Annotated in this window: 21 protein-coding genes; 19 read left to right on the top strand and 2 right to left on the bottom strand. The window is 31.1% G+C overall.

What is annotated here, in order from left to right:
- The first annotated feature begins 127 nt into the window (after window positions 1-127).
- The 9 genes from uvrC to yvcK all read left to right on the top strand — a co-directional run bounded on the left by uvrC (window position 128) and on the right by yvcK (window position 11,921).
- The gene (gene uvrC / locus VK071_06190; protein ID HLR34905.1) at window positions 128-1,993 is read left to right on the top strand and encodes an excinuclease ABC subunit UvrC; all 1,866 of its coding nucleotides are present in this window, start codon (window positions 128-130) and stop codon (window positions 1,991-1,993) included.
- Window position 1,994: 1 nt separating this feature from the next.
- Window positions 1,995-2,183, top strand: a complete 189-nt coding sequence (locus tag VK071_06195; protein HLR34906.1) for a PspC domain-containing protein — start codon at window positions 1,995-1,997, stop codon at window positions 2,181-2,183.
- A gap of 10 nt (window positions 2,184-2,193) precedes the next feature.
- The gene (gene hprK / locus VK071_06200; GenBank protein ID HLR34907.1) at window positions 2,194-3,129 is read left to right on the top strand and encodes an HPr(Ser) kinase/phosphatase; all 936 of its coding nucleotides are present in this window, start codon (window positions 2,194-2,196) and stop codon (window positions 3,127-3,129) included.
- A 205-nt stretch (window positions 3,130-3,334) separates the two neighbouring features.
- On the top strand, window positions 3,335-6,868 hold the full coding sequence (nifJ, locus tag VK071_06205; protein HLR34908.1) for a pyruvate:ferredoxin (flavodoxin) oxidoreductase: 3,534 nt from the start codon (window positions 3,335-3,337) through the stop codon (window positions 6,866-6,868).
- A 145-nt stretch (window positions 6,869-7,013) separates the two neighbouring features.
- Window positions 7,014-8,330: an extracellular solute-binding protein gene (locus VK071_06210; GenBank protein ID HLR34909.1), complete on the top strand. Its 1,317-nt coding sequence runs from the start codon at window positions 7,014-7,016 to the stop codon at window positions 8,328-8,330.
- A 31-nt stretch (window positions 8,331-8,361) separates the two neighbouring features.
- Window positions 8,362-9,255: a UDP-N-acetylmuramate dehydrogenase gene (gene murB / locus VK071_06215; protein ID HLR34910.1), complete on the top strand. Its 894-nt coding sequence runs from the start codon at window positions 8,362-8,364 to the stop codon at window positions 9,253-9,255.
- A gap of 11 nt (window positions 9,256-9,266) precedes the next feature.
- The gene (locus tag VK071_06220; GenBank protein ID HLR34911.1) at window positions 9,267-10,004 is read left to right on the top strand and encodes a PHP domain-containing protein; all 738 of its coding nucleotides are present in this window, start codon (window positions 9,267-9,269) and stop codon (window positions 10,002-10,004) included.
- A 23-nt stretch (window positions 10,005-10,027) separates the two neighbouring features.
- Window positions 10,028-10,882, top strand: a complete 855-nt coding sequence (rapZ, locus tag VK071_06225; GenBank protein HLR34912.1) for an RNase adapter RapZ — start codon at window positions 10,028-10,030, stop codon at window positions 10,880-10,882.
- A 16-nt stretch (window positions 10,883-10,898) separates the two neighbouring features.
- On the top strand, window positions 10,899-11,921 hold the full coding sequence (gene yvcK, locus VK071_06230) for a uridine diphosphate-N-acetylglucosamine-binding protein YvcK (GenBank protein ID HLR34913.1): 1,023 nt from the start codon (window positions 10,899-10,901) through the stop codon (window positions 11,919-11,921).
- A gap of 9 nt (window positions 11,922-11,930) precedes the next feature.
- Here the strand turns inward: yvcK and VK071_06235 are convergent, their stop codons facing one another.
- On the bottom strand, window positions 11,931-12,419 hold the full coding sequence (locus VK071_06235) for a hypothetical protein (GenBank protein ID HLR34914.1): 489 nt from the start codon (window positions 12,417-12,419) through the stop codon (window positions 11,931-11,933).
- A 75-nt stretch (window positions 12,420-12,494) separates the two neighbouring features.
- Complete coding sequence (locus tag VK071_06240; GenBank protein HLR34915.1) at window positions 12,495-13,532, bottom strand: M42 family metallopeptidase; 1,038 nt, start codon at window positions 13,530-13,532, stop codon at window positions 12,495-12,497.
- Between the two features lie 147 nt (window positions 13,533-13,679).
- Between VK071_06240 and whiA the strand changes: the two genes are divergently transcribed.
- From whiA to VK071_06290, 10 genes are all read left to right on the top strand, one after another.
- On the top strand, window positions 13,680-14,648 hold the full coding sequence (whiA, locus tag VK071_06245) for a DNA-binding protein WhiA (protein ID HLR34916.1): 969 nt from the start codon (window positions 13,680-13,682) through the stop codon (window positions 14,646-14,648).
- A 35-nt stretch (window positions 14,649-14,683) separates the two neighbouring features.
- A complete protein-coding gene (locus VK071_06250) occupies window positions 14,684-18,166 on the top strand; it encodes a DNA polymerase III subunit alpha (protein HLR34917.1) in 3,483 nt (1,160 codons plus the stop codon).
- Window positions 18,167-18,215: 49 nt separating this feature from the next.
- Entirely contained in the window at window positions 18,216-18,410 is a 195-nt protein-coding gene (locus VK071_06255; protein HLR34918.1) for a hypothetical protein, read from the top strand.
- A 40-nt stretch (window positions 18,411-18,450) separates the two neighbouring features.
- Entirely contained in the window at window positions 18,451-19,410 is a 960-nt protein-coding gene (pfkA, locus tag VK071_06260) for a 6-phosphofructokinase (protein HLR34919.1), read from the top strand.
- A 3-nt stretch (window positions 19,411-19,413) separates the two neighbouring features.
- Window positions 19,414-21,186, top strand: a complete 1,773-nt coding sequence (gene pyk / locus VK071_06265) for a pyruvate kinase (GenBank protein ID HLR34920.1) — start codon at window positions 19,414-19,416, stop codon at window positions 21,184-21,186.
- A gap of 12 nt (window positions 21,187-21,198) precedes the next feature.
- Window positions 21,199-21,612: a thioesterase family protein gene (locus tag VK071_06270; GenBank protein HLR34921.1), complete on the top strand. Its 414-nt coding sequence runs from the start codon at window positions 21,199-21,201 to the stop codon at window positions 21,610-21,612.
- A 79-nt stretch (window positions 21,613-21,691) separates the two neighbouring features.
- On the top strand, window positions 21,692-22,087 hold the full coding sequence (locus tag VK071_06275) for an FxsA family protein (GenBank protein HLR34922.1): 396 nt from the start codon (window positions 21,692-21,694) through the stop codon (window positions 22,085-22,087).
- 432 nt (window positions 22,088-22,519) lie between these two features.
- On the top strand, window positions 22,520-23,485 hold the full coding sequence (locus VK071_06280) for a sulfurtransferase (GenBank protein ID HLR34923.1): 966 nt from the start codon (window positions 22,520-22,522) through the stop codon (window positions 23,483-23,485).
- A gap of 21 nt (window positions 23,486-23,506) precedes the next feature.
- Window positions 23,507-23,950, top strand: coding sequence for a rhodanese-like domain-containing protein (locus VK071_06285; protein ID HLR34924.1), 444 nt, complete (start codon window positions 23,507-23,509; stop codon window positions 23,948-23,950).
- Between the two features lie 30 nt (window positions 23,951-23,980).
- A complete protein-coding gene (locus tag VK071_06290; protein ID HLR34925.1) occupies window positions 23,981-24,703 on the top strand; it encodes a TVP38/TMEM64 family protein in 723 nt (240 codons plus the stop codon).
- Window positions 24,704-24,749: the final 46 nt, after the last annotated feature.

Below are 24,749 nucleotides of genomic sequence, written 5' to 3' on the forward strand. Positions count from 1 at the left end.
TATTTGTCTCTTTACTATATCTTAACATAATTTAAGAGAATAGTTAATTTTAGTTTATTAACTAATTGGTATATAATATTATAGAAAGTATATAAGGAAAATAGAAAGGAAATTAATAGGTGATAATGTGTTTAATATAGATGAGGAATTAAATAAGCTTCCTAACAAGCCGGGAGTTTATATAATGAAAGATGAAAAAAAGGAAATTATTTATGTTGGGAAAGCAAAGAAACTTAAAAATAGAGTTAGACAATATTTCCAATCTTCAAGAAGTAAAACACCAAAAGTAAATGCCTTAGTAAAAAATATAGAAGAGTTTGAACATATAATAGTTGATAATGAGATAGAAGCTTTGATTTTAGAAGCAAATTTAATAAAAAAACACAAGCCAAAGTATAATATTCTATTAAGAGATGATAAGCAATATCCATATATTAAAATTACTAATGAAAAGTTTCCTAGGGTAATTAAAACTAGAAATGTATTAAAAGACGGAGCAAAATATTTTGGACCTTATCCTAATGGCTATGCAGTAAATGACACTTTGGAGATAATTAGAAATCTTTATCCTATTAGAACATGTAAACTTAATTTAAGTAAAATTCCCGCGAATGATAGACCTTGTCTAAATTATTACATCGGACGATGCTTGGCACCTTGCCAAGGTTATGTAAAAGAGGAAGAGTATAATTTAATGATAGAAGAAATAATAATGTTCTTAAATGGCAAGGAAGAGCATTTAGTTGAAGTAATAGAAAAGAAAATGAAAAAGGCAGCTGAAAATTTAGACTTTGAAAAAGCTGTTAAATACAGGGACCAAATTAATTCCTTGAATTTAATATTGGAAAAACAAAAAATTGTGTCTACAAGTTTAATAGACCGGGACGTAATAGGAATGGCTAAGGGTATAGAAGATGTTTGTATGCAAATATTTTTTATACGGGGAGGTAAAATTGTTGGAAGAGAGCATTTTATACTACCGGATGTAGCATTAGAAGATAGAGAGGAAATATTAAGTTCTTTTATTAAACAATTTTATCTTGGTACGGCTTATGTTCCCAAAGAAATATTTGTTGAAAAAGAGTTTAAAGATATGGAAGTAGTTGCAGATTGGCTTAGGGAAAAAAGAGGTTCTAAAGTTACTATTCACGTGCCTAAAAGGGGAGAAAAAAGCGAGTTAATGGAAATGGTAAAGGAAAATGCTTCAGACACATTGAAACATTATGGGGATAGAATAAAGATTAAACAAAAGAAAAGTGAAGATACATTGAAAGAATTACAGAATATTCTTCAATTAGAAGAGCCACCTTATAGAATAGAAGCTTTTGATATTTCAAATATACAAGGAGTGGAGCCAGTAGGTTCTATGGTAGTATTTGAAAATGGGGTACCTAGAAAAAGTGATTATAGAAGGTTTAAAATAAGGACAATAATTGGTCCTGATGATTATGGTAGTATGGAGGAAGTTGTAAGAAGGAGATTTGTTAGAGGTTTAAGGGAAAAAGAGTTAATTAAGAAGAAGAGTATAGATACGGGAGGATTTTCTACTTTTCCAAATTTGGTGATGATGGATGGAGGTAAGGGGCAGGTCAACGTAGCAGAAAAAGTTTTAGAAGAGTTAGATATAAATGTACCAGTATGTGGTATTGTAAAAGATGACCATCATAATACTAGGGGTATAATATTTAACAATAAAGAAATAGATATATATAAAAACAAAGAGACTTTTATGCTAATAACCAGGATACAAGACGAAGCTCATAGATTTGCCATTAGTTATCATAGAAGTCTAAGAAGTAAAAAAATGTTTAAGTCAGTTTTAGATAATATTCAAGGAGTAGGGGAAAAAAGGAAGAAATCCCTACTTAGACATTTTGGTTCTATTGACAATATAAAAAAAGCAAATGTAGAAGAATTGACACAGGTAGAATCTATTAATAGAAAGATTGCTGAAAATGTGTATAATTATTTTAGGGAGAATAAGGGGGAGTGAAATGGCAAAAAGGCTTTACCGTTCAACTCATGATAGAATGGTCTGTGGTGTATGTGGTGGTATAGGAGAATATTTTGAAGTAGATCCTACATTTATTAGATTATTATGGGTCATACTGTTAATCTTGACTAAAGGATTTGGAGGTTTATTAGGATATTTTTTAGCATGCATAATTATTCCAGAAAGATAGGGGTTGTGAAATGGAATCTATTTTACTAGAAGATATAATAAAAGAATTAAATTTAGAAATTATTCATGAATCATCAAATATAGGTGATATAAAAATAACTAAAAGTGAAGTTAATAGGCCAGGATTACAAATTATTGGTTATTTTGAGTATTTTGCGTATAAAAGGCTTCAAATAATAGGAAATGTAGAATGGTATTTTATTCATAGTTTATCTCAAGAGGAACGTTCCAAGAGAATAGAAGAAATGCTAAGTTATCCTTTGCCAGCTATAATTTTTGCAAGGGGATTAGATGTGTTTCCAGAGGTAATAAAATATGGAATACAAAATGATATAACTATATTAAGATCCAACCTTTCTACAACAAAATTAATAAATAAAATTATAAATTATTTAGACATAGCCTTAGCCCCAGAAATAACAATACATGGGGTTTTAGTAGAAGTTTATGGTATGGGCATACTTCTAACCGGTGATAGTGGCGTAGGTAAAAGTGAGACAGCCCTGGAGCTAATAAAAAGAGGTCATAGGCTAGTTGCAGATGATGCTGTAGAAATAAAAAGAGTAGATGATAAACTACAGGGAATATCTCCAGAATTAGTTAGGCATTTTATGGAGATAAGAGGTATAGGGATAATTGATATTGAAAGATTATATGGAGTAGGAGCTGTAAAGGCCTGGGAATTCATTGATTTAGTTATCGAACTAGAGTTTTGGGATGAAAAGAAAGAATATGATAGATTAGGGCTAGATGAATGCTATGCAGAAATATTAGGATTAAAGGTGTCAAAATTAGTAGCCCCTGTAAGGCCAGGAAGAAATATAGCTATGATAGTGGAAGTGGCTGCTAGAAATACAAGACAAAAAAATCTAGGTTATAACGCAGCAATAGAATTGGATAATAGGATAAAGTCCTATATAGAGGAAAAGAATAAAAGAGGGTATTAAGAATTAATGGAAGTTAGGATTATAGAATTAGACCCATTTTGAAGGACTAATTTTGTAGAAAAATAAATGATTTTGACGGTTGACTTTATTACTAATGTTTAATATACTAAAACTGTAATAGGACATAACAAAATTTGTCAAGTAATAGGTAATAGGTTGACAATTATAATACAATGTATTTTCATTTTTTAAAGGGGGTCTATAGATGACAAAAGTTATGAAAACCATGGATGGTAATACTGCAGCAGCTCATGTAGCTTACGCTTTTACTGATGTAGCTGCAATATATCCAATTACTCCTTCATCAACAATGGCGGAATTAATGGATGAATGGGCTGCCCATGGAAAAAAGAATATTTTTGATCAAGAGGTATTAGTTACAGAATTGCAATCAGAAGCAGGTGCATCTGGAGCAGTTCACGGTTCATTATCTGCTGGAGCTTTGACTTCTACATTTACTGCATCACAAGGATTGCTTTTAATGATACCAAATATGTATAAAATGGCAGGTGAATTGCTACCAGCAGTATTTCATGTAAGTGCAAGAGCGGTAGCTGGTCATGCATTATCTATATTTGGTGATCATTCTGATGTTATGGCTACTAGGCAAACAGGTTTTGCGCTTTTAGCATCGGGTAGTGTACAAGAAGTCATGGATTTAGGAGGAGTAGCCCATTTAAGTGCTTTAAAAGGAAGAGTTCCTTTTGTACATTTCTTTGATGGTTTTAGAACTAGTCATGAAATTCAAAAAATAGAAGTTATGGATTATGATGTATTTAAGGATTTAGTAGATTATGATGCCTTAAATGAATTTAGAAATAGGTCATTAAATCCTTCAAGACCATATACTAAAGGTACTGCACAAAATCCAGATATTTTCTTCCAAGCTAAAGAAGCTGCTAATCCATATTATGAAGATATTGTAGATATAGTTGTAGAATATATGGATGAAATTTCAAAAATAACTGGTAGAGAATATAAGCCATTTAACTATTATGGTCACCCCGAAGCAGAAAACGTTATTGTTGCTATGGGTTCAATAACAGAGGCTATAGAAGAAACTGTTGATTACTTAATAAACAAGGGAGAAAAAGTTGGAGTAGTAGAAGTTCATTTATATAGACCATTCTCTGAGGAACATTTCTTCAATGTACTACCTGAAACAGTTAAGAAAATTGCTGTTCTTGATAGAACTAAAGAGCCAGGAGCAATTGGTGAACCATTATACTTAGATATTCGTAATTTATTTTATGGGAAAGAAAATACTCCATTAATTGTAGGTGGTAGATATGGTTTAGGTTCTAAAGATACTACGCCCACTCATATAAATGCAGTATTTGAAAATTTAAAATCAGAAGATCCAAAAGATGGATTTTCTTTAGCAATAGTTGATGATGTAACAAATACATCATTAGAAGTTAAAGAAACAATAAAGGCTGAACCAGAGGGCAATATTAGATGTAAATTCTGGGGATTCGGGTCTGATGGAACTGTTGGAGCAAATAAGAGTGCCATAAAAATAATTGGGGACGACACTGATATGTATGCCCAAGGATATTTCTCCTATGATAGTAAAAAATCTGGTGGAATTACAATATCTCATTTAAGATTTGGAGATGAACCAATTAAATCAACTTATTTAATCGATGAAGCTGATTTTATATCTTGTTCAAAACAATCTTATGTATATCAATATAATTTATTAGATGGATTAAAAGAAGGAGGAACCTTCTTATTAAATACTAATTGGTCAGAAGAAGAACTAGACGAACATCTTCCAGATTCTATGAAGAAATATATAGCTGAAAAGAATATTGACTTCCATATTATAGATGCAACTAAGATTGCACAAGAAGTAGGATTAGGTGGAAGGACAAATATGATTATGCAATCTGCCTTCTTTAAGTTGGCAAATGTAATACCTATTGACGAAGCTGTTAAACATTTAAAAGATTCTATTGTTGAATCCTATGGTAGAAAAGGTGAAGAAGTAGTTCAAATGAACTATAAAGCAGTAGATAAAGGAATAGAATCCTTAGTTAGAATAGATGTACCGGAATCTTGGAAAGATGTAGAAGTAGCTACAGAAACAGCCGTTACTGAAGAGGCACCGGAATTTATAAAAGATGTTCTAATTCCAATAAATAGACAAGAAGGTGATAAACTACCTGTAAGTACTTTTGTTGGAATGGAAGATGGAGTGTTTCCTCATGGAACTGCTGCTTATGAAAAACGTGGTATAGCAGTGAATATTCCAGAGTGGCAATTAGATAATTGTATCCAATGTAACCAATGTGCTTTTGTATGTCCACATGCTGCAATTAGACCATTCTTATTAGATGAAGAAGAGGTAAAAAATGCACCAGCAAGTTTTGAAACTAAGAAGGCTATTGGAAAAGGATTAGAAGGTCTTGAATATCGTATACAAGTTAGTGCATTAGATTGTACAGGATGTGGAAACTGTGCAGATGTATGTCCAGCAAAAGAAAAGGCATTAATTATGGAACCATTAGAAAGTCAAGTTGAAGAACAATCCAAGAACTGGGAACATGCAATGACAGTTTCTGTAAAAGATGATTTAGTAACAAGATATAATGTTAAAGGTAGTCAATTTGTTCAACCATTACTAGAGTTCTCAGGAGCTTGTGCTGGTTGTGGTGAAACACCATATGCTAAATTAGTTACTCAATTATTCGGAGATAGAATGATTATTGCTAATGCAACGGGATGTTCATCAATTTGGGGAGCATCAGCACCATCAATGCCATACTGTAAGAATCAAAATGGAGAAGGGCCAGCATGGGCTAACTCTTTATTCGAAGATAATGCAGAATATGGTTATGGAATGGCAATGGCTGTATCTCAAATAAAAAACAAAATTGAAAAATTAATGAAAGACTTTATTGAACTTAACGTAAATGATGAAATAAATGGAGCCTTCAATGAATGGTTAGAAGGTAAAGATGATGCTAAAGCATCGAAAGTAGCAACACTTAAGATTCTACCACTATTAGATATAAAAACAAATAATTATGAAGCTGATAAGATACTAGAAGAAATAGCAGATGTTAAAGATTACCTAATTAAGAAATCTATTTGGATCTTTGGTGGAGACGGTTGGGCTTATGACATAGGATTTGGTGGATTAGACCATGTACTAGCTTCAGGAGAAGATGTAAATGTTTTAGTTATGGATACTGAAATTTATTCAAATACAGGTGGTCAATCATCAAAGGCAACTCCAACTGCAGCGGTAGCAAAATTTGCAGCATCTGGAAAAGAAATTAGAAAGAAAGATTTAGGAATGATTGCAGCAACTTATGGCTATGTATATGTAGCACAAGTAGCTATGGGTGCAAACAAAAATCAATTAATAAAAGCAATGACTGAAGCAGAAAATTATCCAGGGCCAGCTTTAATAATAGCTTATGCACCATGTATAAGTCATGGAATTAAAGGTGGAATGGGTGTAAGTCAAAAACAAGAAAAGAAAGCTGTAGATGCAGGATACTGGCACCTATATAGATACAATCCAGGCTTAAAGGCAGAAGGAAAGAATCCATTTATCTTAGATTCTAAGGAACCAAAAGAATCTTTTAGAGATTTTATAGAATCTGAAGTAAGATATTCATCATTAATGAGAACTTTCCCAGAACAAGCTGAAGAATTATTTGCAAAAGCTGAAAAAGATGCAAAAGAAAAATATGAAAAATATAAGAAAATGGCAGAAGCAGAATAAAATAAATAAAAGGTAGAGGTGAAACATTCCTCTACCTTTTAACTGTTTAAGAGAAATATTACATAAAGGTCTTAATCATTGAATATTTTATAATATATAGGAAAGTATAGTCTCCTATATATTTTTATATTGAGGAGTGACTTTTATGAAGTATGGTAAAATTAATTATATATTAGCAGCAGTATTATTAGGATTTATAATTTTTTGGACATATAATATTTTTTTTAACGATTTATTTCCTGTTGTAGAAGTAGAGGAAGAACCGTATAAAGGTATTATAAATATTTGGGATTATCCTAGATTAAATGTAGAGACAGGTAGTAGATATAGCTGGATAGAAGAAAAAATAGAGAGTTTTGAAAAAAGGAATCCAGGTGTATATATTAAGTTTACTCCTATGGATTGGAATACTTTAGAAGATATAGAGAAAGAGTTTAGTAAAGGGGATAAACCGGATATAATACCCGTAGGAAATGGTTTTAATTATATAAATATGTTGGAACCTTTAGATGAATACATTGAAGATGAAGAATTAAAGTCTATTAAAATCCAAGCTTTGAATGGTGTTGATTATAAAGGACAGATAATAGCCTATCCAGTGGCTTTAACTACATATTCAATGTATTTAAATTTGGATTTATTTAATAAAAAAGGAGTTCCTCCACCTAATGATGGTAATTGGTCCTATGAAGAATTTGTAGAGACACTGGAAAAACTTACATATACAGATGAAGAAGAAGGAATAGTTGATTATTTTGGTTTTAATTCTTTTATAACGCCAGGTTATTATAATTTATGGGGTATTATTATGTCTGATGGAGCAGAGATATTTAATGAAAAGACTGATGATTATAATTTTTATGGAGAGGAAGTTATAAATGGATTGGAAAAAGTAATTGATTTAAAGGAAAAATATGAGGTTACACCAGGTTTTTTCGGCATAATGAATGAGGAAGAATGTTGGGAAATGTTTTATAAAGATAAAAAGGTAGCTGTATATCCAACGGGAAGTTGGGCGGTAAAGGTTTTGGAAGACTTAGAGGAGAAGGGGGAAGGTTTTAATTTTGATGTAGCTAATTATCCCATAGGAAGTATAAATATGCCTATTGTAGTAAGTGATGGAATATTATCCTATGGTATAATGGAGCAGGAAGATGAAAAAAAGAAAGAAATGTGTGTCAAATTTTTAAAAAGTTTAACAGAAGATACTAATCAAAGATCATTAGAAGATATTGGTCTTTTTACCGTGAAGAAAGATATAAATGATATGTATGTAAATAGCCCTAAAATGAAAAAAATAGAAGAAAGCTTATCCTATACTTTTTATTTACCATTAAGAGATAATTGGATAGATATAGATAGAATACTTCAAGAAGAAATTAAAAAAGCAATTATAGGTGAAAAGGACTCCAATAAAGCTATAGAAGATGGGGAAAAACGGATAGAACAGTTGACAAAATAGGGTATAATATTTATTATAGGATAGAAAATAAATGCTAGGAGTGGTTTTATTGAAAATATTGTATAATGAACTAATGAAGAATTATACATCTTTTAAAATTGGTGGGCCAGCAGATAAGGTTATTGTGCCAGAGACTGAAGACGAATTAATCGAAGCTGTTAAAAGTTGTGAAAAAGAAAAAGTTAATTATTATGTTATGGGAAATGGAAGTAATATTTTAGTTAGAGATGGTGGAATAAGAGGAACTGTTATAATAATAGAGGAAAATTTGAGTCATATTAATATTAGAGGAAATAAAATTAGAGTTCAATCTGGAGCTTTGTTATCGAAATTAAGTAAAAGAGCATTGAAACATTCTCTAAAGGGATTGGAATTTGCTAGTGGAATTCCAGGCACTGTAGGAGGAGCAATTGCAATGAACGCTGGAGCTTATGGTGGAGAAATGAAGGATGTAGTATCTAAAGTAAAGGTATTAGATAAAGAAGGTAAAATAGTAGAGTATTCTGGAGAAGAAATGAATTTTAGATATAGAGGTAGTAGGGTACAGGACCAAGAACTTATAGTCTTAGAAGTAGAAATGGAATTAGAAGAAGGAAATTATGATGAAATCAAGGAAAAAATGAATGATCTTACGAGAAGAAGAAAAACAAAACAGCCTTTAGAATATCCTAGTGCAGGAAGTACTTTTAAGCGACCAGAAGGCTATTATGCAGGGAAACTTATACAAGATTCAGGATTAAAAGGTCTAAGACATGGAGGGGCCCAAGTTTCAGAAAAACATTCGGGCTTTATAATTAATGCTGAAAATGCAAGTTCTGATAATGTGGAAAACTTAATTAAGGTTATACAAAAAACAGTAAAAGATAAATACAATGTAATTTTAGAACCAGAATTGAAGGTTATAGGAGAAAAACAGAAAGGATAAAATAATAAAATATGAAAATACACGGGGATTATCATACCCATACTATATATAGTCATGGCATAGGTACTATTGAGGAAAATGTAGAGGAAGGAATAAAAAAAGGACTGAAGGAAATAGCTATATGTGACCATGGACCTGGACATTTAACTTATGGTGTAAAAAGGGAAAAGTTATATGAAATGAGAAAAGAAATTGATTTTTTGAATCAAAAGTATAAAGATGAAGGTGTGAAAATTCTCCTAGGCGTAGAGGCTAATCTTATAAGTTATGATGGTAGTATAGATGTAGATGATGAAATAATAGAGATTTTAGACATTTTATTATTAGGCTATCATTTTGGAGCATTACCAAAAACTTTTGGCGATTTCTATAAAGTGTATTTTTATAACTTCATTTCAAAATGGAACAAAAAATTGGAAGATAGGATTAAAAAGATGAATACTATAGCTTTTATAAAAGCCATGGATAAATATCCCGTTGATATTATTACCCATCCAAATGCAAAAATAAGGGTAGATATAAAGGAACTTTCCAAAGCAGCGGCTAAAGCAAATACTGCATTAGAAATAAATTCACATCATGGTGAATTATCCTCAGAGAATTTAAAAATAGCCTTAGAAGAGGATGTGAAATTTTATATAAATAGCGATGCTCATGATCCTAAGGATGTAGGAAAGGTTGAAAAAGGTATAAAAATAGCGATAGGAGCCAATGTTCCCATAAGTAGAATTATTAATGTAGAAAAATGATTTTGGAGGTGAAGTAAATGGATATAGAGTTTGTAATTGTAACTGGTATGTCAGGAGCGGGGAAGAGTCAAACTTTAAATGCTATGGAGGATATGAGTTATTATTGTATGGACAATCTTCCACCAACTTTATTACCTGATTTTGCTGAACTATGTTATGAATCAAAAAGAAACATTGAAAAAGTAGCAGTAGTTGCAGATATTAGGGGTGGGAAATTTTTTAATGATTTATTTGAAAGTTTAAAAACACTAGAGGATAAAGGAATAAAATATAGAATTCTTTTCTTAGATGCATCGGATAGTGTATTAATAAAAAGATATAAAGAACATAGAAGGCCTCACCCTTTAGCTATTTATGGTAGAATAAATGATGGAATTATAGAAGAAAGACAAATATTAGAGGAGGTTAAACAAAAAGCTGATTACGTCATAGATACTTCTAATTTAACTATTGCTATGTTAAAAGAAGAGATAAATGGAATTTTTTTAGAAGGAAAAGAATTAAAGAAGCTAACTATTTCGGTAGTTTCTTTTGGTTTTAAATATGGGGTACCTTTAGATATTGATTTAGTATTTGATGTAAGATTTTTGCCTAATCCTTATTATATAGAAGAACTTAAAGAATTAACTGGTATGGATGAAGGTGTAAGAAATTATGTACTAAAATGGGAGGAAGCACAGGTTTTTATTGATAAACTATATGATATGATAAGTTATTTAATTCCACATTATATAAAGGAGGGGAAAAGCCAATTAGTCATAGGTATTGGTTGTACAGGGGGTAAGCATAGATCTGTGACTATTGCAAATGTACTTTATGAGAAACTGTTAAAGGATGATAATAGGGTTATTGTAAGTCATAGGGATTGTAACAAGTAGAAAAAGGGGAAAGAATATGAAAAATTCAAGTAAAAGAAATACCTTAGCTAAAGGACCTAAGGTTGTAGTTATAGGTGGAGGTACAGGAGTTTCAATTTTATTGAGGGGACTAAAGGAATTTACTTCAAATATTACTGCTATAGTAACAGTGGCAGATGATGGGGGAGGCTCAGGAGTTTTAAGAGAAGATTTGGGCATGCTACCTCCGGGAGATATTAGAAGTTGCATACTAGCATTAGCTAATACTGAGCCTTCTATGGAAAAATTGCTTCAATATAGATTTAGTGAGGGAAAATTTGAGGGTCAAAATATAGGAAACTTATTTATTGCTGCGATGAATGAGATATATGGAAGTTTTGAACTAGCTGTTAAAGAAACTTGTAATGTTTTAGCAGTAACAGGGAAAGTATTACCTATGACCTTAGAAGATGTCAAATTATACGCAGTTTTTGAAAATGGACAAGAGGTAGAAGGGGAATCTAATATACCTATAGTTGGAAAAGAAATAAAAAGTAGGATTGATTATGTATATATGGAGCCAAAGATGAGTTATCCATTGGAAGAAACAGTAGAGTCCATTGAAGAAGCAGATGTAATAGTACTAGGACCTGGTAGTTTATATACTAGTGTTATTCCTAATTTATTAGTCAATAATATAGTAGATAAAATTTATCATTCAAAAGGAATTAAAATATATATTCCTAATGTAATGACTCAGCCAGGAGAAACGGATAATTACACTGTTTTAGATCATGTAGAAGCAATTTTAAAACATAGTAGGGAAGATTTATTGGATTATATTATAATTAATGAGGAAACTATACCAAGGGAAATTTTAGAGAAATATAGTGAAGATGGGGCAGAACCAGTATTAATTACTAAGGAAGAAGAAAAAATACTTAAATCTAAAAATATTAATCTATTAAAATATGATTTAATAGATGTAAAGAAAAATTATATTCGTCATGATAATATTAAAATAAGTAAAATAATTATGGAATTAGTAGAAGAAAAGAAAGCAAAGAAAACTTATAATTAGTTTTCTTTGCTAATGACCTCTATTTTGCTTATCAATTAGTTGAGCTATTATATTACTGGCAGCTTTTTTTGTTAAATTATCATAAGATGTATTAAATTCCTGGTTTCTAGATAGCTTTTTAATAGTTTCAATTTGTCTTTTAGTAGCAGGTTCTTCTACTGGCTGTTCAATTATTTCTTCTAAAGCAGTCATTCCAATATTAGTTATATCTCTTAAAACTCTAGCCTTAGCTCTAGTAGATGCTATACGTATTAAATGAGGCATTACAGTAGTATTTACAGATTTGGGACTAGCGTCTCCAATATCTGAGAAAGTTCCTCTGTCAGTGGTAGCAGTAGCTTTGCAAATAGCCGTCATATTATTTTCATCTTTAGGGATTTGTAGAAGCTCTACGTATATGGAACTTAAATTGTTTTGATGGGCTAAATCTAATAACCCTTCATAAGTTACATAATTATTGCCTTGAAGATCTATTATAAATTTTTCATTTAAGCTCATTTTATCACCTCTAAAACTAGTTTTATACTATAATAAATAAATAAACCATGAAAATATTAGAGGTTTTGGTAAAAGTTATTTTGTTAAGTAAAGTATTCCTAGCTTTATAGTACTTTCTATAGCATCTTGGTGAGTTCTTTCAAAAGAATGGGATGCATCTACCCCTGGGCCAATAAGTGCTACTTTAAAATCGTAACCAGCTTTTAAAGCAGCACTACCATCAGAACCATAGTAGGGATATATATCTACTTTATAATTAAGGTTGTTTTCCTTAGCCAGATTTATAAGTTTTTTTCGAAGTTCTAAGTTATAAGGTCCTGAAGAATCCATAGCACAAATAGTTACGCTATATTCATCAGAGGTTTGCCCTTCGCCAGGGGCTGCCATGTCTATAGCAATAAATTCAAATGTATTTTCTGGCAATGCAGCACTTGCACCATGGCCTACTTCTTCATAATTGCTAATAAAGAAATTAGTAGTATATTTAGGTGTAATATTATTATCTATTAGATATTTGGCAATTCCTAACAAAGCTGCAACCCCGGCTTTGTCGTCTAAATGTCTGGATTTTATATATCCACTTTCTGTGACAGTGGTCCTAGGATCAAAGAATACATAATCTCCTACAGATATACCAAGATTTTCAACATCTTCCTTAGACCTAACTTTTTTATCAATTCTAATTTCTAAGTTTTGTTGATTTCGTTCTAATTTATCAGTTTCCGATCCGTGGACATGGGATGAAGCTTTAGTAGTCAATATTGTACCAGTATAATTTTTCCCATTACTAGTTTCAATAATACAATATTCACCTTCAATTGTGCTCCAAACGTAGCCACCAACTTGTGATAGTTTTAAGCGGCCATTACCTTTTATTTCTTTAACCATACCACCTAAAGTATCTACATGACCTGAAAGTGTAACTTCTTTTGACTTGTTTTCCCCCTCAATAGTAGCAATTAATGCACCCTTATTAGTTCTTTTAGTTTTAATTCCTAAGTCATTGAATTTCTTTTCGACAAAGTCAATTGCTTTTTCTGTGTTTCCAGATGGACTAGGAATGTTTAATAAATTTACTAAGTTTTTAATTGAATAATCTAAATTAATTTTCATGAAAAATCTACCTCCATAAGTATAATAAGTATATATCTCTATTTTAATATAGATTTTAGACAAAATCTATAAATCTTTTAAATTAAAGGTATAAATATAGTATAATGAATTTAATTAATATAAAGAAGGATTTTAGGAGGTTGGAAGATGTCTTTCTCTTCATCAACTAAAAATGAACTATCTAGGCTAGAAATAAAGAGTAAATCTTGTGCAAAATCAGAATTAGCTGCTTTAGTTAGAATGGGTGGCTCTATTTCTATAAAAGGACAAAGAAATATTAGTTTGAAGTTTTTAACGGAGAATGCAGCAATAGCTAGGAGAACTTTTACTTTATTAAAATATTTATATAATATTAATGTAGATGTAATGGTAAGGAAGAACAAACAATTGAAAAAGAATAATAATTATTTAATAGTAGTGCAAAATACGAAGAATACTAAAAAGATCCTTAAGGATATAGGTTTCTTAAATAAAAATGAAGAATCGAGTTTCGAAATTAATCACAGAATACCAAAGTATATTGTGGAGAATAACTGCTGTAGAAGAGCCTATATTAGAGGTGCATTTTTAGGAAGTGGTTCTATTAGTAATCCTGAAAAGACTTATCATTTAGAGTTTGTATCTAGTAACAGAGAACATGCTAAAGATTTATCTAAATTAATTAATGCTTTTGAGCTAAATTCAAAAATTGTTACGAGGAAGGAGGATTATATAGTTTACCTTAAAGAGGGAGAACAAATAGTTGACTTATTAAATATTATAGGAGCTCATTCAGCTCTCTTAGAGTTAGAAAATATTAGAGTTTTAAAAGATGTAAGAAATAATATAAATAGATTAGTAAACTGTGAAACTGCTAATTTAGGAAAAACTATAAATGCTTCTATAAGGCAAATCAATAATATTAGATATATAGAAGAAACTGTAGGATTAGAAAAATTACCGAAAAATTTACTAGAGGTAGCATATTTAAGATTAGAAAATAGGGATGCAAGTCTTAAAGAATTAGGTGAAAAATTAGATCCACCTGTAGGTAAATCCGGAGTGAATCATAGATTTCGAAAAATAGATGAGATTGCAGAAAAGTTAGGAAAAAAAGAAACCCCTATGATAGAATAATATATATGTAGAAAAATTTTAGAAAGGACATGATTATGGAGAATAAAGGAAAGTTTGTCCATCTTCACGTTCATACTGAATACAGTCTTTTAGATGGTGCAAATAGGATTAAGGATTTGGTTTCTAAGACTAAAGAATTAGGAATGGATGCTATAGCTATTACTGATCATGGTAATATGTTTGGAGTAGTAGATTTCTATAAAGAAGCTAAAAAACAAGGAATAAATCCTATTCTTGGTTCAGAAGTATATGTGTCTAAAGGTGCCTATACAGAAAAAAATCCAAAAAAGAAAGAACAATATCATTTAGTATTGTTAGCGAAAAATAATAAAGGATATTTAAATTTAATGAAGATAGTATCGGAGGGCTATGTTAATGGTTTCTATTATAAACCAAGAGTGGATTATAATGTTCTGGAAAGGTATAGTGAAGGTATAATAGCTTTAAGTGCTTGTTTAGGTGGGGAGGTTCAGAAAAAACTACTTAATGGTGACTATTCTGGCGCAAAAGTTTCAGCAACTAAATATAAGGAAATATTTGGAGAAGACAATTACTTTTTAGAGCTTCAAGACCATGGCTTAAGGGAGCAAAAGCTAGTTAATCAGGAACTTATTAATTTATCTAAAGCATTGAATATTCCTTTGGTAGCTACTAATGACGTCCATTATTTAAAACAGGAAGATGCTTTAGTACATGATGTATTATTATGTGTTCAAACAGGAAAAACTGTCGATGAAGAAGATAGGATGAAGTTTCCAACAGATCAATTTTATTTAAAATCTTACGAGGAAATGGAAAGCCTTTTTGGGGATGTGGATGGAGCTTTAGAAAATACTGTAAAAATAGGACAAAGATGTAATGTAGATTTAGAATTTGGAAAGCTACATTTACCTAAATATGAAACTCCTGAAGGATATACAAATGAAGAATACTTAGAAAAATTATGTAAAGATGGTTTAAAGGAAAGATATGGAGAAATAACAGAAAAAATTGAAAAGAGATTTTCCTTTGAATTTAATACTATAGTAGATATGGGCTATGTAGATTATTTTTTAATAGTGTGGGATTTCATAAAATTTGCTAAAGATAATGGAATAATGGTAGGACCTGGTAGAGGGTCAGCTGCTGGATCTCTAATTTCTTATGCCTTAGGAATAATAGATATTGATCCTTTAGAATATGGTTTAATATTTGAAAGGTTTTTAAATCCTGAAAGAGTTACTATGCCAGATATAGATGTAGATTTCTGCTATGAAAGAAGGGAGGAAGTTATAGATTATGTTGTAGAAAAATATGGAGAAGATAGAGTGGCTCAAATAGTAACCTTTGGTACCATGGCGGCAAGAGGGGCAATTAGAGACGTGGGAAGAGCAATAAATATGCCTTATGGAGAAGTAGATTATATAGCTAAGCAAATTCCTATGGAATTAGGAATGACTATTGAAAAAGCTTTAAAGGTAAATAAAACTTTAAAGGGTATATACCAAGAAAGGGATGAAATTAAAAATCTTATAGATCTGGCTTTAGCTGTAGAAGGGCTACCGAGACATACTTCTACCCATGCAGCAGGAGTGGTAATATCTAAGGACCCTATTACGGAATACGTGCCATTGTCTAGAAATAAAGATTCTATAACTACCCAATTTACTATGACGGAATTAGAAGAATTAGGTCTATTAAAAATGGACTTTCTAGGCCTAAGAACTTTGACAGTTGTTAGAGATGCTATTACTTTAATAGAAAAAAATCATGGAAAGAAAATAGATTTTTCTTTTATCACCTTTGATGACACGGAAATTTTTAAAATGTTTGAAAAAGGTGAAACCCTAGGAATATTTCAGTTTGAAAGTGGTGGAATGAGACAGTTTTTAAAGGAGCTAGAACCAGATAATTTTGAAAATATTATTGCAGCAAATTCTCTTTTTAGACCTGGACCTATGGATCAAATTCCAATCTATATAAAAAATAAAAATGCACCAGAGAATATTGAATATGCCCATGAAAAATTAAAACCTATATTAAATGTAACTTATGGTTGTATTGTTTATCAAGAGCAAGTAATGCAAATAGTTAGGGATATAGGTGGCTTTACTTTAGGAAGAGCTGATTTACTTAGAAGAGCAATGAGTAAGCAACAAATGGATACAATGGAAGAAGAAAGAGAGCATTTTATTTATGGAGAAGTAGATGAAGATGGAAAAGTCATAATTCCTGGAGCTATTAGAAATGGTGTAGATGAAAAAACTGCAAATAAAATTTATGATCAAATGGCAGACTTTGCTAAATATGCTTTTAATAAATCCCATTCAGCAGCTTATGCAGTAATTGCTTATAGAACTGCTTGGTTAAAACATTATTATCCAGTAGAATTTATGGCTGCATTAATAAGTAGTGTAATGGGGAATACTAATTCAGTATCTTTATATATTCAAGAATGCAAAAGGTTAGGAATAGAGGTACTACCGCCAGATATAAATGAAAGCTATGAAAAATTTACTGTTTCTAAGGATAAAATTCGCTTTGGACTGATGGCTGTAAAAAATGTAGGGGAAAGTTTTATAAAAGCTATAGTAAAAGCTAGAGAATTAGATGGACCTTTTATTAGCTTTACTGATTTTGTTGAACGAGTAGATGGAATAGATTCATCTGTTATGAACAAAAGGGCTGTAGAAAGTTTAATAAAATGTGGGGCTATGGAAAGTTTAAGTGCAAATAGGGCTCAGTTATTAGCAGTCTTTGAAAAGACTATTAATAGTATTAATCAAGATAGAAAACGAAATATAAAAGGTCAATCCTCTTTATTTGATTCTATAGATACAGAGGTATCTCATGAATCTTTCCCAGACTTAAAAGAATTTACCCAGGATACACTTTTAACTATGGAGAAAGAAATATTGGGAATATATATTAGTGGACATCCTTTGGCACCTTATGAGGAAAAGCTTAAAAAGATATCTAATATAACGACTACAAATTTATTTGGGATATCTGATGATGTAGGTGAGGAACTTTCTACAATGAAATATAGAGATGGGCAAAAAGTGGTTATTGGTGGAATAATTAGTGCTAAAAGAAATATGGTAACTAGAAATAACAATATAATGGCCTTTTTAAACTTAGAAGATTTATATGGAGTAGTAGATGTTATAGTATTTCCACTGACTTATGAAAAATTTTCCCAATATATAGAAGAAGATAATTTGGTAGTAATAGAGGGAAAATTAAGTATAAGTGAAGAAGACGAACCTAAAATAATATCTGATAAGATTTATCCGTTAAAAGAGTATAATAAGGATAAATTATATGTAATGGTCCCAAAAGATCGTTCGCCCAATACTTTAAATTCCCTAAAAAGTATTTTTATTAAATATAAAGGAAGTACACCAGTATATGTGTATATGGAAAAAAATAATAAGACTTTTATGGCAGAAAGGGATTTATGGGTGGATGTGAAGAATAATAATTTGCTAAATGAACTAAAACAAATAGTTGGTAAAGACTCTGTTAAACTTTGCTGATATATATGCTATAATATTTTTACAATATTTATCCGGGGAGTGCAAGAATATGTGGACTGCAGTCTATGTGGTGGAAGGACTAGGAAAGGCTAAGAAAATAGAAAAAACATTAACGGAAGAGGGATTTTTAGTAGAAATAAAATTCTTTTCAAAAGATGGATATAAAGAATTATATGAAATACTGACACCAGAATTTGAGGCAGAGGATGTCTATTCAATGTTAATAGAATTAGGATATATATAATATTTAAATCTATATTTTTTATAATGTAAGGAGGATAAAGATGAAGACAATAGGAGTAATAACTAGTGGAGGAGATGCACCTGGAATGAATGCAGCTGTTAGAGCTGTAGTAAGAACTGGTATTTATAATAATGTTAGAGTTGTTGGTATTAAACAAGGGTACAATGGACTTTTAAATGGTAATATTAATGATATGAATCTTTCTAGTGTTGGAGATATTATTCATAGAGGAGGAACAGTTCTTAGAACCGCAAGAAGTGAGGAGTTTTCCACAGAAGAAGGTTTTAATAAGGCTTTAAATATAATAAATGTATTTGGAATTGATGGATTAATAGTATTAGGGGGGGATGGTTCTTTTAAAGGAGCTAAAACTTTAAGTGATGCTGGAATACCAACAATATGTGTTCCTTGTACTATAGATAATGATATGGGATATACTGACTATACTATTGGATTCTTCACAGCCGTTGAGACTGTAGTAGATGCAATTAGTAAAATTAGAGATACTTCAGCTTCTCATGGTAGGGCAAATATTGTAGAGGTAATGGGAAGAAACTGTGGTGACATAGCTCTATATGCAGGAATGGCCGGGGGAGCAGAAAGTATAATAGTTCCGGAGGTAGAAATAGATGTAGACAATGTTTGTAAACGTGTTATAAAAGGAAAGAATAGGGGAAAACTTCATAGTATAATCGTTCTAGCAGAAGGAGTAGGAAATTCTTTTGAATTAGCAGAAGAAATAGAAGAAAAAACAGGAACAGAAACTAGGGTTACAATTTTGGGCCATATTCAAAGAGGAGGAACACCTACAACTTTTGATAGAGTAACTGCAAGTACTATGGGAAATAAGGCAATGGAACTATTGATTAATGGGCAATCAGCTAGAGCTTTAGGATTAAAAGAAAATAAAATAATCGACATGGATTTAGATGAAGCTCTTTCCGTTAATAAAGAGTTTGACGAAGATATGTATAAAATAGCTAGAGTATTATCTATATAATTGATGAGGGGTGTAAGTATGAAAAAAACTAAAATAGTATGTACAATAGGGCCAGCTTCTGAGGAAGAAGATATTTTGGAAAAGTTAATGGATTGTGGTATGAATTTAACTAGGTTAAACTTTTCTCATGGGGATCATAACGAGCATAAAAAAAGAATAGAGACTATAAAAAAGGTTAGAGAAAAAAAGGATTATACTGTGGGAATTTTGTTAGATACTAAGGGACCAGAAATAAGATTAGGAAAATTTAAAGATGGAGAAATTCAATTAGAAAAAGGTCAGCGTTTTACATTGACTACGAGAGAAGTTTTAGGAGATGAAACAATTGTTAACATTGGGTACAAAGGATTGTCAAAGGATGTAAAAGAAAAAGATACCATACTCATAGATGATGGATTAATAGAACTGGAAGTAATAGAAATTATTGATGAAACTGACATAGTATGTATAGTTAAGAATAACGGAATATTAACTGACCATAAGGGTGTAAATGTACCAGGGGTAAAAACTAATATGCCTGCTGTTACAAAGAAGGATATTGGTGATATAGTATTTGGTATAGAAAATGATATTGATTTTATTGCAGCATCCTTTATTAGAAAAGCTTCAGATGTGTTAGAAATAAGGAAAATATTAGAAGAGAATAATGCAGATCATATAGAAATAATATCTAAAATAGAAAATCAAGAGGGAGTAGACAATATAGATGATATTATAAATGTGTCTGATGGAATTATGGTAGCAAGGGGGGATTTAGGAGTAGAAATAACTACTGAAGAAATCCCCATGATACAAAAAACTATTATAAGAAAATGTAATAAAGCAGGTAAACCAGTTATTACGGCAACTCAAATGTTAGATTCTATGATAAGAAATCCAAGGCCGACTAGGGCTGAGGTAAATGATGTAGCCAATGCAATATTGGATGGTAGTGACGCTATTATGCTATCTGGTGAAACAGCAGCAGGAAAGTATCCTGTAGAAGCAGTGAAGACTATGAGAAATATTGCTTTAAGAACGGAAGCCTCTTTAGATTATAGAGAAATATTCCATTTAAAAGCTTTAGAAAAAGAATATACTACTACCAATGCTATTAGTAGGGCAACTTGTAGTACAGCAGAAGATTTGGGGGCAAGTGCTATTTTAACTGCCACATCTTCTGGTAATACAGCAAAAGCTGTGTCTAAGTTTAGACCGAAAGCACCTATAATTGCTGCAACTACTTCAAGAAAAGTAATGAGAAAATTATCATTAACTTGGGGAGTATATCCGACTTTGGCAGTTAAAAGTACCTCTACTGATGAAGTAATAGAGATGGCAATACACAGTGCTTTAGAAAAGGACTTTATTAGTGAAGGAGATCTTATAGTAATTACAGCTGGAATCCCTGTATCCGTTTCAGGTTCAACAAATTTACTTAAAGTTCATACAGTAGGGAAAATTTTGTTAAAAGGTATTGGGATAGGTAATAAGGCTGTTACAGGAAAAGTATGTATAGGAAATACTCCAGAAGAATTAGAAGATAAGTTTGAAGATGGGGATATATTAGTAAGCATATCAACAAATAAGGATATGGTAGAATATATGAAAAGGGCATCAGCAATTATAACAGAAGAAGGTGGTCTTACTTCTCATGCTGCTATAGTAGGTTTTAATGTTGAAAGGCCAACTGTTGTAGGGGCCAATGATGGAACAAAATTATTAAAAGATGGAGAATTAATTACTGTAGATAGTATTACAGGATTAATTTATAAAGGTGAAGCTAGAGTTTTGTAAAGGAGCTATCATATGGGGAATATAACTACTGTAAAAGTAAGATATAAGGAAACGGATCAAATGGGTGTAGTTTATTATGGTAATTATTTTACTTGGTTTGAAGTCGGAAGAAATGAATTTTTTAGAAAATTGAAGTCAAGTTATGAAGAATTAGAAGTAGAGAATATACTTTTACCTGTAATAAAAACAGGATGTGAGTATTTAGTTCCTGCTAAATTTGATGATGAAATATGTATAGATACGCAACTTGTTAAATTAAAAGGTGTAAGGATAGAGCTTAGATACAAGATATATAGGGAGAAAGATAATACTTTACTAGCAAAAGGATTTACTGAACATGTTTTTGTGGATAAAAATCTTAAACCAATAAATTTCAGAAAAAAACATAAGGATATTTGGAATGAACTTCAAGGAATGATAGAGTAAAAATATAAGGCTGGAATGATTAATTTTATATTTTTAAAAGTTAGGTATTTAAAATTGCTTAGTAAAAGGAGAAAAGATTATGGGAAAATTGGTGACATTATTTATTTTAACACCTATTATAGACCTATATATTTTAATTAAGGCTTCCAAATCTATGGGATTTTGGACCACTGTATTACTTATTATAATTACGGGAATCGCTGGATATTTTTTAGCTAAAAGTGAAGGAAAGGTTGTAGTAAGTAAAATTAACGAAGAGCTATCACAGGGGAATATTCCAGGGGAAGATATTTTAAATGGTTTTTGTATATTAATAGGCGGGTTCCTTCTTTTATTGCCAGGAATTTTAACAGATATAGTAGGAATTACTATGATATTACCTGGAGCAAGAGATTTATATAAAGAGTATATAAGAAGAAAGTTTACAAGTATGATAGAAAGAGGAGATAGAACTTTATTTTTTAGATGGTATTAGCCTTTATTCAAAGAGGATGTTGGGAAATGGATAGCTACAACTATTTCCCTTTTTGTTATAGTGAAAATTAGAATACAAAATGACATTTTTGGAATTTATAAATTATATAGATTTCAAGATTGTAATAAGTGTAAGTATATGGCAAAATGTTTATACAGATATAAAGAAGAAAAAGATATAGATAAAAATAAAGAGTGCTTAGGAATTTGCTTCTTAAAAGAAGTTAGTTCCTAAGCACTCTTTATTTTAGGCCTGAGGGATTAAAACTTGCTTTTTCCCGACAGCTATTTTTATGTTTTTCAACCTATAAGGGATATTAATAACTTTAAAAAAGCTATTAATATTTCCAATTATAAATATATTTTATTCTGTGTTATAATTCATATGCTAGGTAAACATTTAACACTATACTATAAAAAAGGAGGCTAGTTCATGAAGGAAAGTAATAGAAAAAGATTAAGTTTAATAATGGTTTTAGTATTAGTATTGTCTCTTTCTTTAATTGGATGTTCAAAAGATGCAGGAACAAATGAGGTTAAAGATCTCAATAAGAATGTAGAAGAAAATATTAAATTTGAAGACGATACATATATTGTAGATGCTGAGTGGTTAAAGGAAAACATGGAGAAGGAAAATTTATTAATATTAGATGCTAGGGGGCAAGAAGCTTATGATAAGGGACATATACCAGGTGCAATAGCTGTTATGTGGCAACAGTTTGCTGATATTGATGGAACTCCAGGAGAAGATCTAAACTGGGGAACAGTCCTTGAGCCAGACACTTTATCCCAAAGGTTTTCTGAAGTTGGGATAGACGAGGATAAAGAGATAGTAGTTTATACCAACACAAAAAAAGGTTGGGGAGAAGATGGAAGAATTGTATGGATGCTTAGAAGATCAGGATTGGATAATACAAAAATCTTAGACGGTGGATGGGACTATTGGAAATCAGAAGGCTATGAGGTATCAAAGGAACCAGTAGAACCAACGTCTACAAATTTTAAAGTAAAAGAGTTAGACTCTAAAACAAATATAGAAACTGAAGAATTAGTTAATAAAGTAGACGATGTAGTTATTATAGATGTAAGAGAAAAAGATGAGTATGAAGGAGCTACAAAGTATGGAGAAGTAAGAGGTGGACATTTACCAGGAGCAATCAATATACCATTTAATAGCTTTTTAGAGAAAAACGGTACAATAAAAAATCCAGAAGAAATTAAAGCCATACTTGAAGAAAATGGAGTTAATAAAGATGATGAAATAGTTACATATTGTACAGCGGGTATTCGTTCAGCTCATATGCAGATAGTCTTAACTATGTTAGGATATGATAATGTACAGAACTTTGATGCAAGTTTTCATGCATGGGCCGGGAGCCCAGAGCTTGAATTAGAGTAATTAAAAGGAGAGATGTATAAAATGAAAAAATTTACTGTAGCAGTAATTGCATTGTTAACATTGACACTATTAATGACAGGCTGTGGAAAAAAAGAAACGGATGGAGTTGCTGACGAATTTAAATATCATACTGCAGAAGAAGTAAAAGAATTTATTGAAAAAGATGAGGATATGATTCTATTAGATATTCAACCTGAAGAAGATTGGGACAAACACCATATTAAAGGAGCTATAGCAACTTATGCTTTCCCTGCAGATGATGATGAAGGCAAAGCAAAGTTAGATGAAGTTCTACCTACTCTTGAAGAATCAGAAGATAAGATAATAATAATATGCCCTCGTGGTGGTGGTGGAGCTGAAAATACCCATAAATACTTAGTAGAAAAAGGTATAAAAGAAGATCGTCTTTATATATTAGAAAAAGGTCAAGAGGGTTGGCCATATGATGAACTTTTAGAAGATTAAAGTAAATTTAAGAAAGGCTGATTGATAAGATTGAGAAAGTTAAGCAAATCTGTATGGATTAAAATAGGTGTTCTTGTGGTAGTTGCATTAATATGTATATTTGTAACACCAGTTAGAAATGGAATTAAAAACATTGTCCATTTATTTAGTCTTTTAGATGTGGAAGCTGTAAAAGAATATATACTATCTTTTGGGATATGGGCGCCAGTAATATCTTTTTTTCTAATGATCTTCCAGTCAATAGCTGCGCCACTTCCTGCATTTTTAATAACCTTTGCAAACGCTAGTTTATTTGGTTGGGTAAAAGGAGCAATATTATCCTGGTCTAGTGCAATGGCAGGTGCGGCACTGTGTTTCTATATTTCAAGGATTTATGGCCGGAATGCAGCTGAAAAGTTTACTAGTAAATTTGCCCTAGATGAAATAGAAAAGTTTTTTGAAAGATATGGTGATTATGCAATTCTTATAGCAAGATTATTACCTTTCATATCTTTTGATATTGTAAGTTATGCAGCAGGTCTTACCCCTATGAATTTTTGGTCATTTTTCTGGGCTACAGGATTAGGACAACTTCCCGCAACTTTGATCTATTCTTATGTTGGGGGAATGCTTACAGGAGGAGTAAAAAAATTTGTAACTGGACTTCTAATTCTATTTTCATTAAGTGCTTTAATATTCTTAATGAAGAAAATTTACAATGATAGAACTGCCAAAAAAGAAACGAAGATGAAAACTGCTGAAAAGAATCAGTAATTTAATAAAAAGGGGTTGTTTCTAGTAGAGACAATCCTTTTAGCTT

The organism is Tissierellales bacterium, assembly GCA_035301805.1.
Classification (GTDB): domain Bacteria; phylum Bacillota; class Clostridia; order Tissierellales; family DATGTQ01; genus DATGTQ01.

Excerpts from the sequence above, each read along its gene's own strand:
- VK071_06240 (HLR34915.1), bottom strand. The coding sequence starts at position 13,532 with ATGAAAATTAATTTAGATTATTCAATTAAAAACTTAGTAAATTTATTA.
- VK071_06275 (HLR34922.1), top strand. The coding sequence starts at position 21,692 with ATGGGAAAATTGGTGACATTATTTATTTTAACACCTATTATAGACCTA.
- VK071_06250 (HLR34917.1), top strand. The coding sequence starts at position 14,684 with ATGGAGAATAAAGGAAAGTTTGTCCATCTTCACGTTCATACTGAATAC.
- nifJ (HLR34908.1), top strand. The coding sequence starts at position 3,335 with ATGACAAAAGTTATGAAAACCATGGATGGTAATACTGCAGCAGCTCAT.
- VK071_06195 (HLR34906.1), top strand. The coding sequence starts at position 1,995 with ATGGCAAAAAGGCTTTACCGTTCAACTCATGATAGAATGGTCTGTGGT.
- VK071_06235 (HLR34914.1), bottom strand. The coding sequence starts at position 12,419 with ATGAGCTTAAATGAAAAATTTATAATAGATCTTCAAGGCAATAATTAT.
- VK071_06280 (HLR34923.1), top strand. The coding sequence starts at position 22,520 with ATGAAGGAAAGTAATAGAAAAAGATTAAGTTTAATAATGGTTTTAGTA.
- VK071_06285 (HLR34924.1), top strand. The coding sequence starts at position 23,507 with ATGAAAAAATTTACTGTAGCAGTAATTGCATTGTTAACATTGACACTA.
- VK071_06210 (HLR34909.1), top strand. The coding sequence starts at position 7,014 with ATGAAGTATGGTAAAATTAATTATATATTAGCAGCAGTATTATTAGGA.
- pyk (HLR34920.1), top strand. The coding sequence starts at position 19,414 with ATGAGGGGTGTAAGTATGAAAAAAACTAAAATAGTATGTACAATAGGG.
- VK071_06255 (HLR34918.1), top strand. The coding sequence starts at position 18,216 with ATGTGGACTGCAGTCTATGTGGTGGAAGGACTAGGAAAGGCTAAGAAA.
- VK071_06270 (HLR34921.1), top strand. The coding sequence starts at position 21,199 with ATGGGGAATATAACTACTGTAAAAGTAAGATATAAGGAAACGGATCAA.
- pfkA (HLR34919.1), top strand. The coding sequence starts at position 18,451 with ATGAAGACAATAGGAGTAATAACTAGTGGAGGAGATGCACCTGGAATG.
- VK071_06220 (HLR34911.1), top strand. The coding sequence starts at position 9,267 with ATGAAAATACACGGGGATTATCATACCCATACTATATATAGTCATGGC.
- yvcK (HLR34913.1), top strand. The coding sequence starts at position 10,899 with ATGAAAAATTCAAGTAAAAGAAATACCTTAGCTAAAGGACCTAAGGTT.
- murB (HLR34910.1), top strand. The coding sequence starts at position 8,362 with ATGCTAGGAGTGGTTTTATTGAAAATATTGTATAATGAACTAATGAAG.
- whiA (HLR34916.1), top strand. The coding sequence starts at position 13,680 with ATGTCTTTCTCTTCATCAACTAAAAATGAACTATCTAGGCTAGAAATA.
- hprK (HLR34907.1), top strand. The coding sequence starts at position 2,194 with ATGGAATCTATTTTACTAGAAGATATAATAAAAGAATTAAATTTAGAA.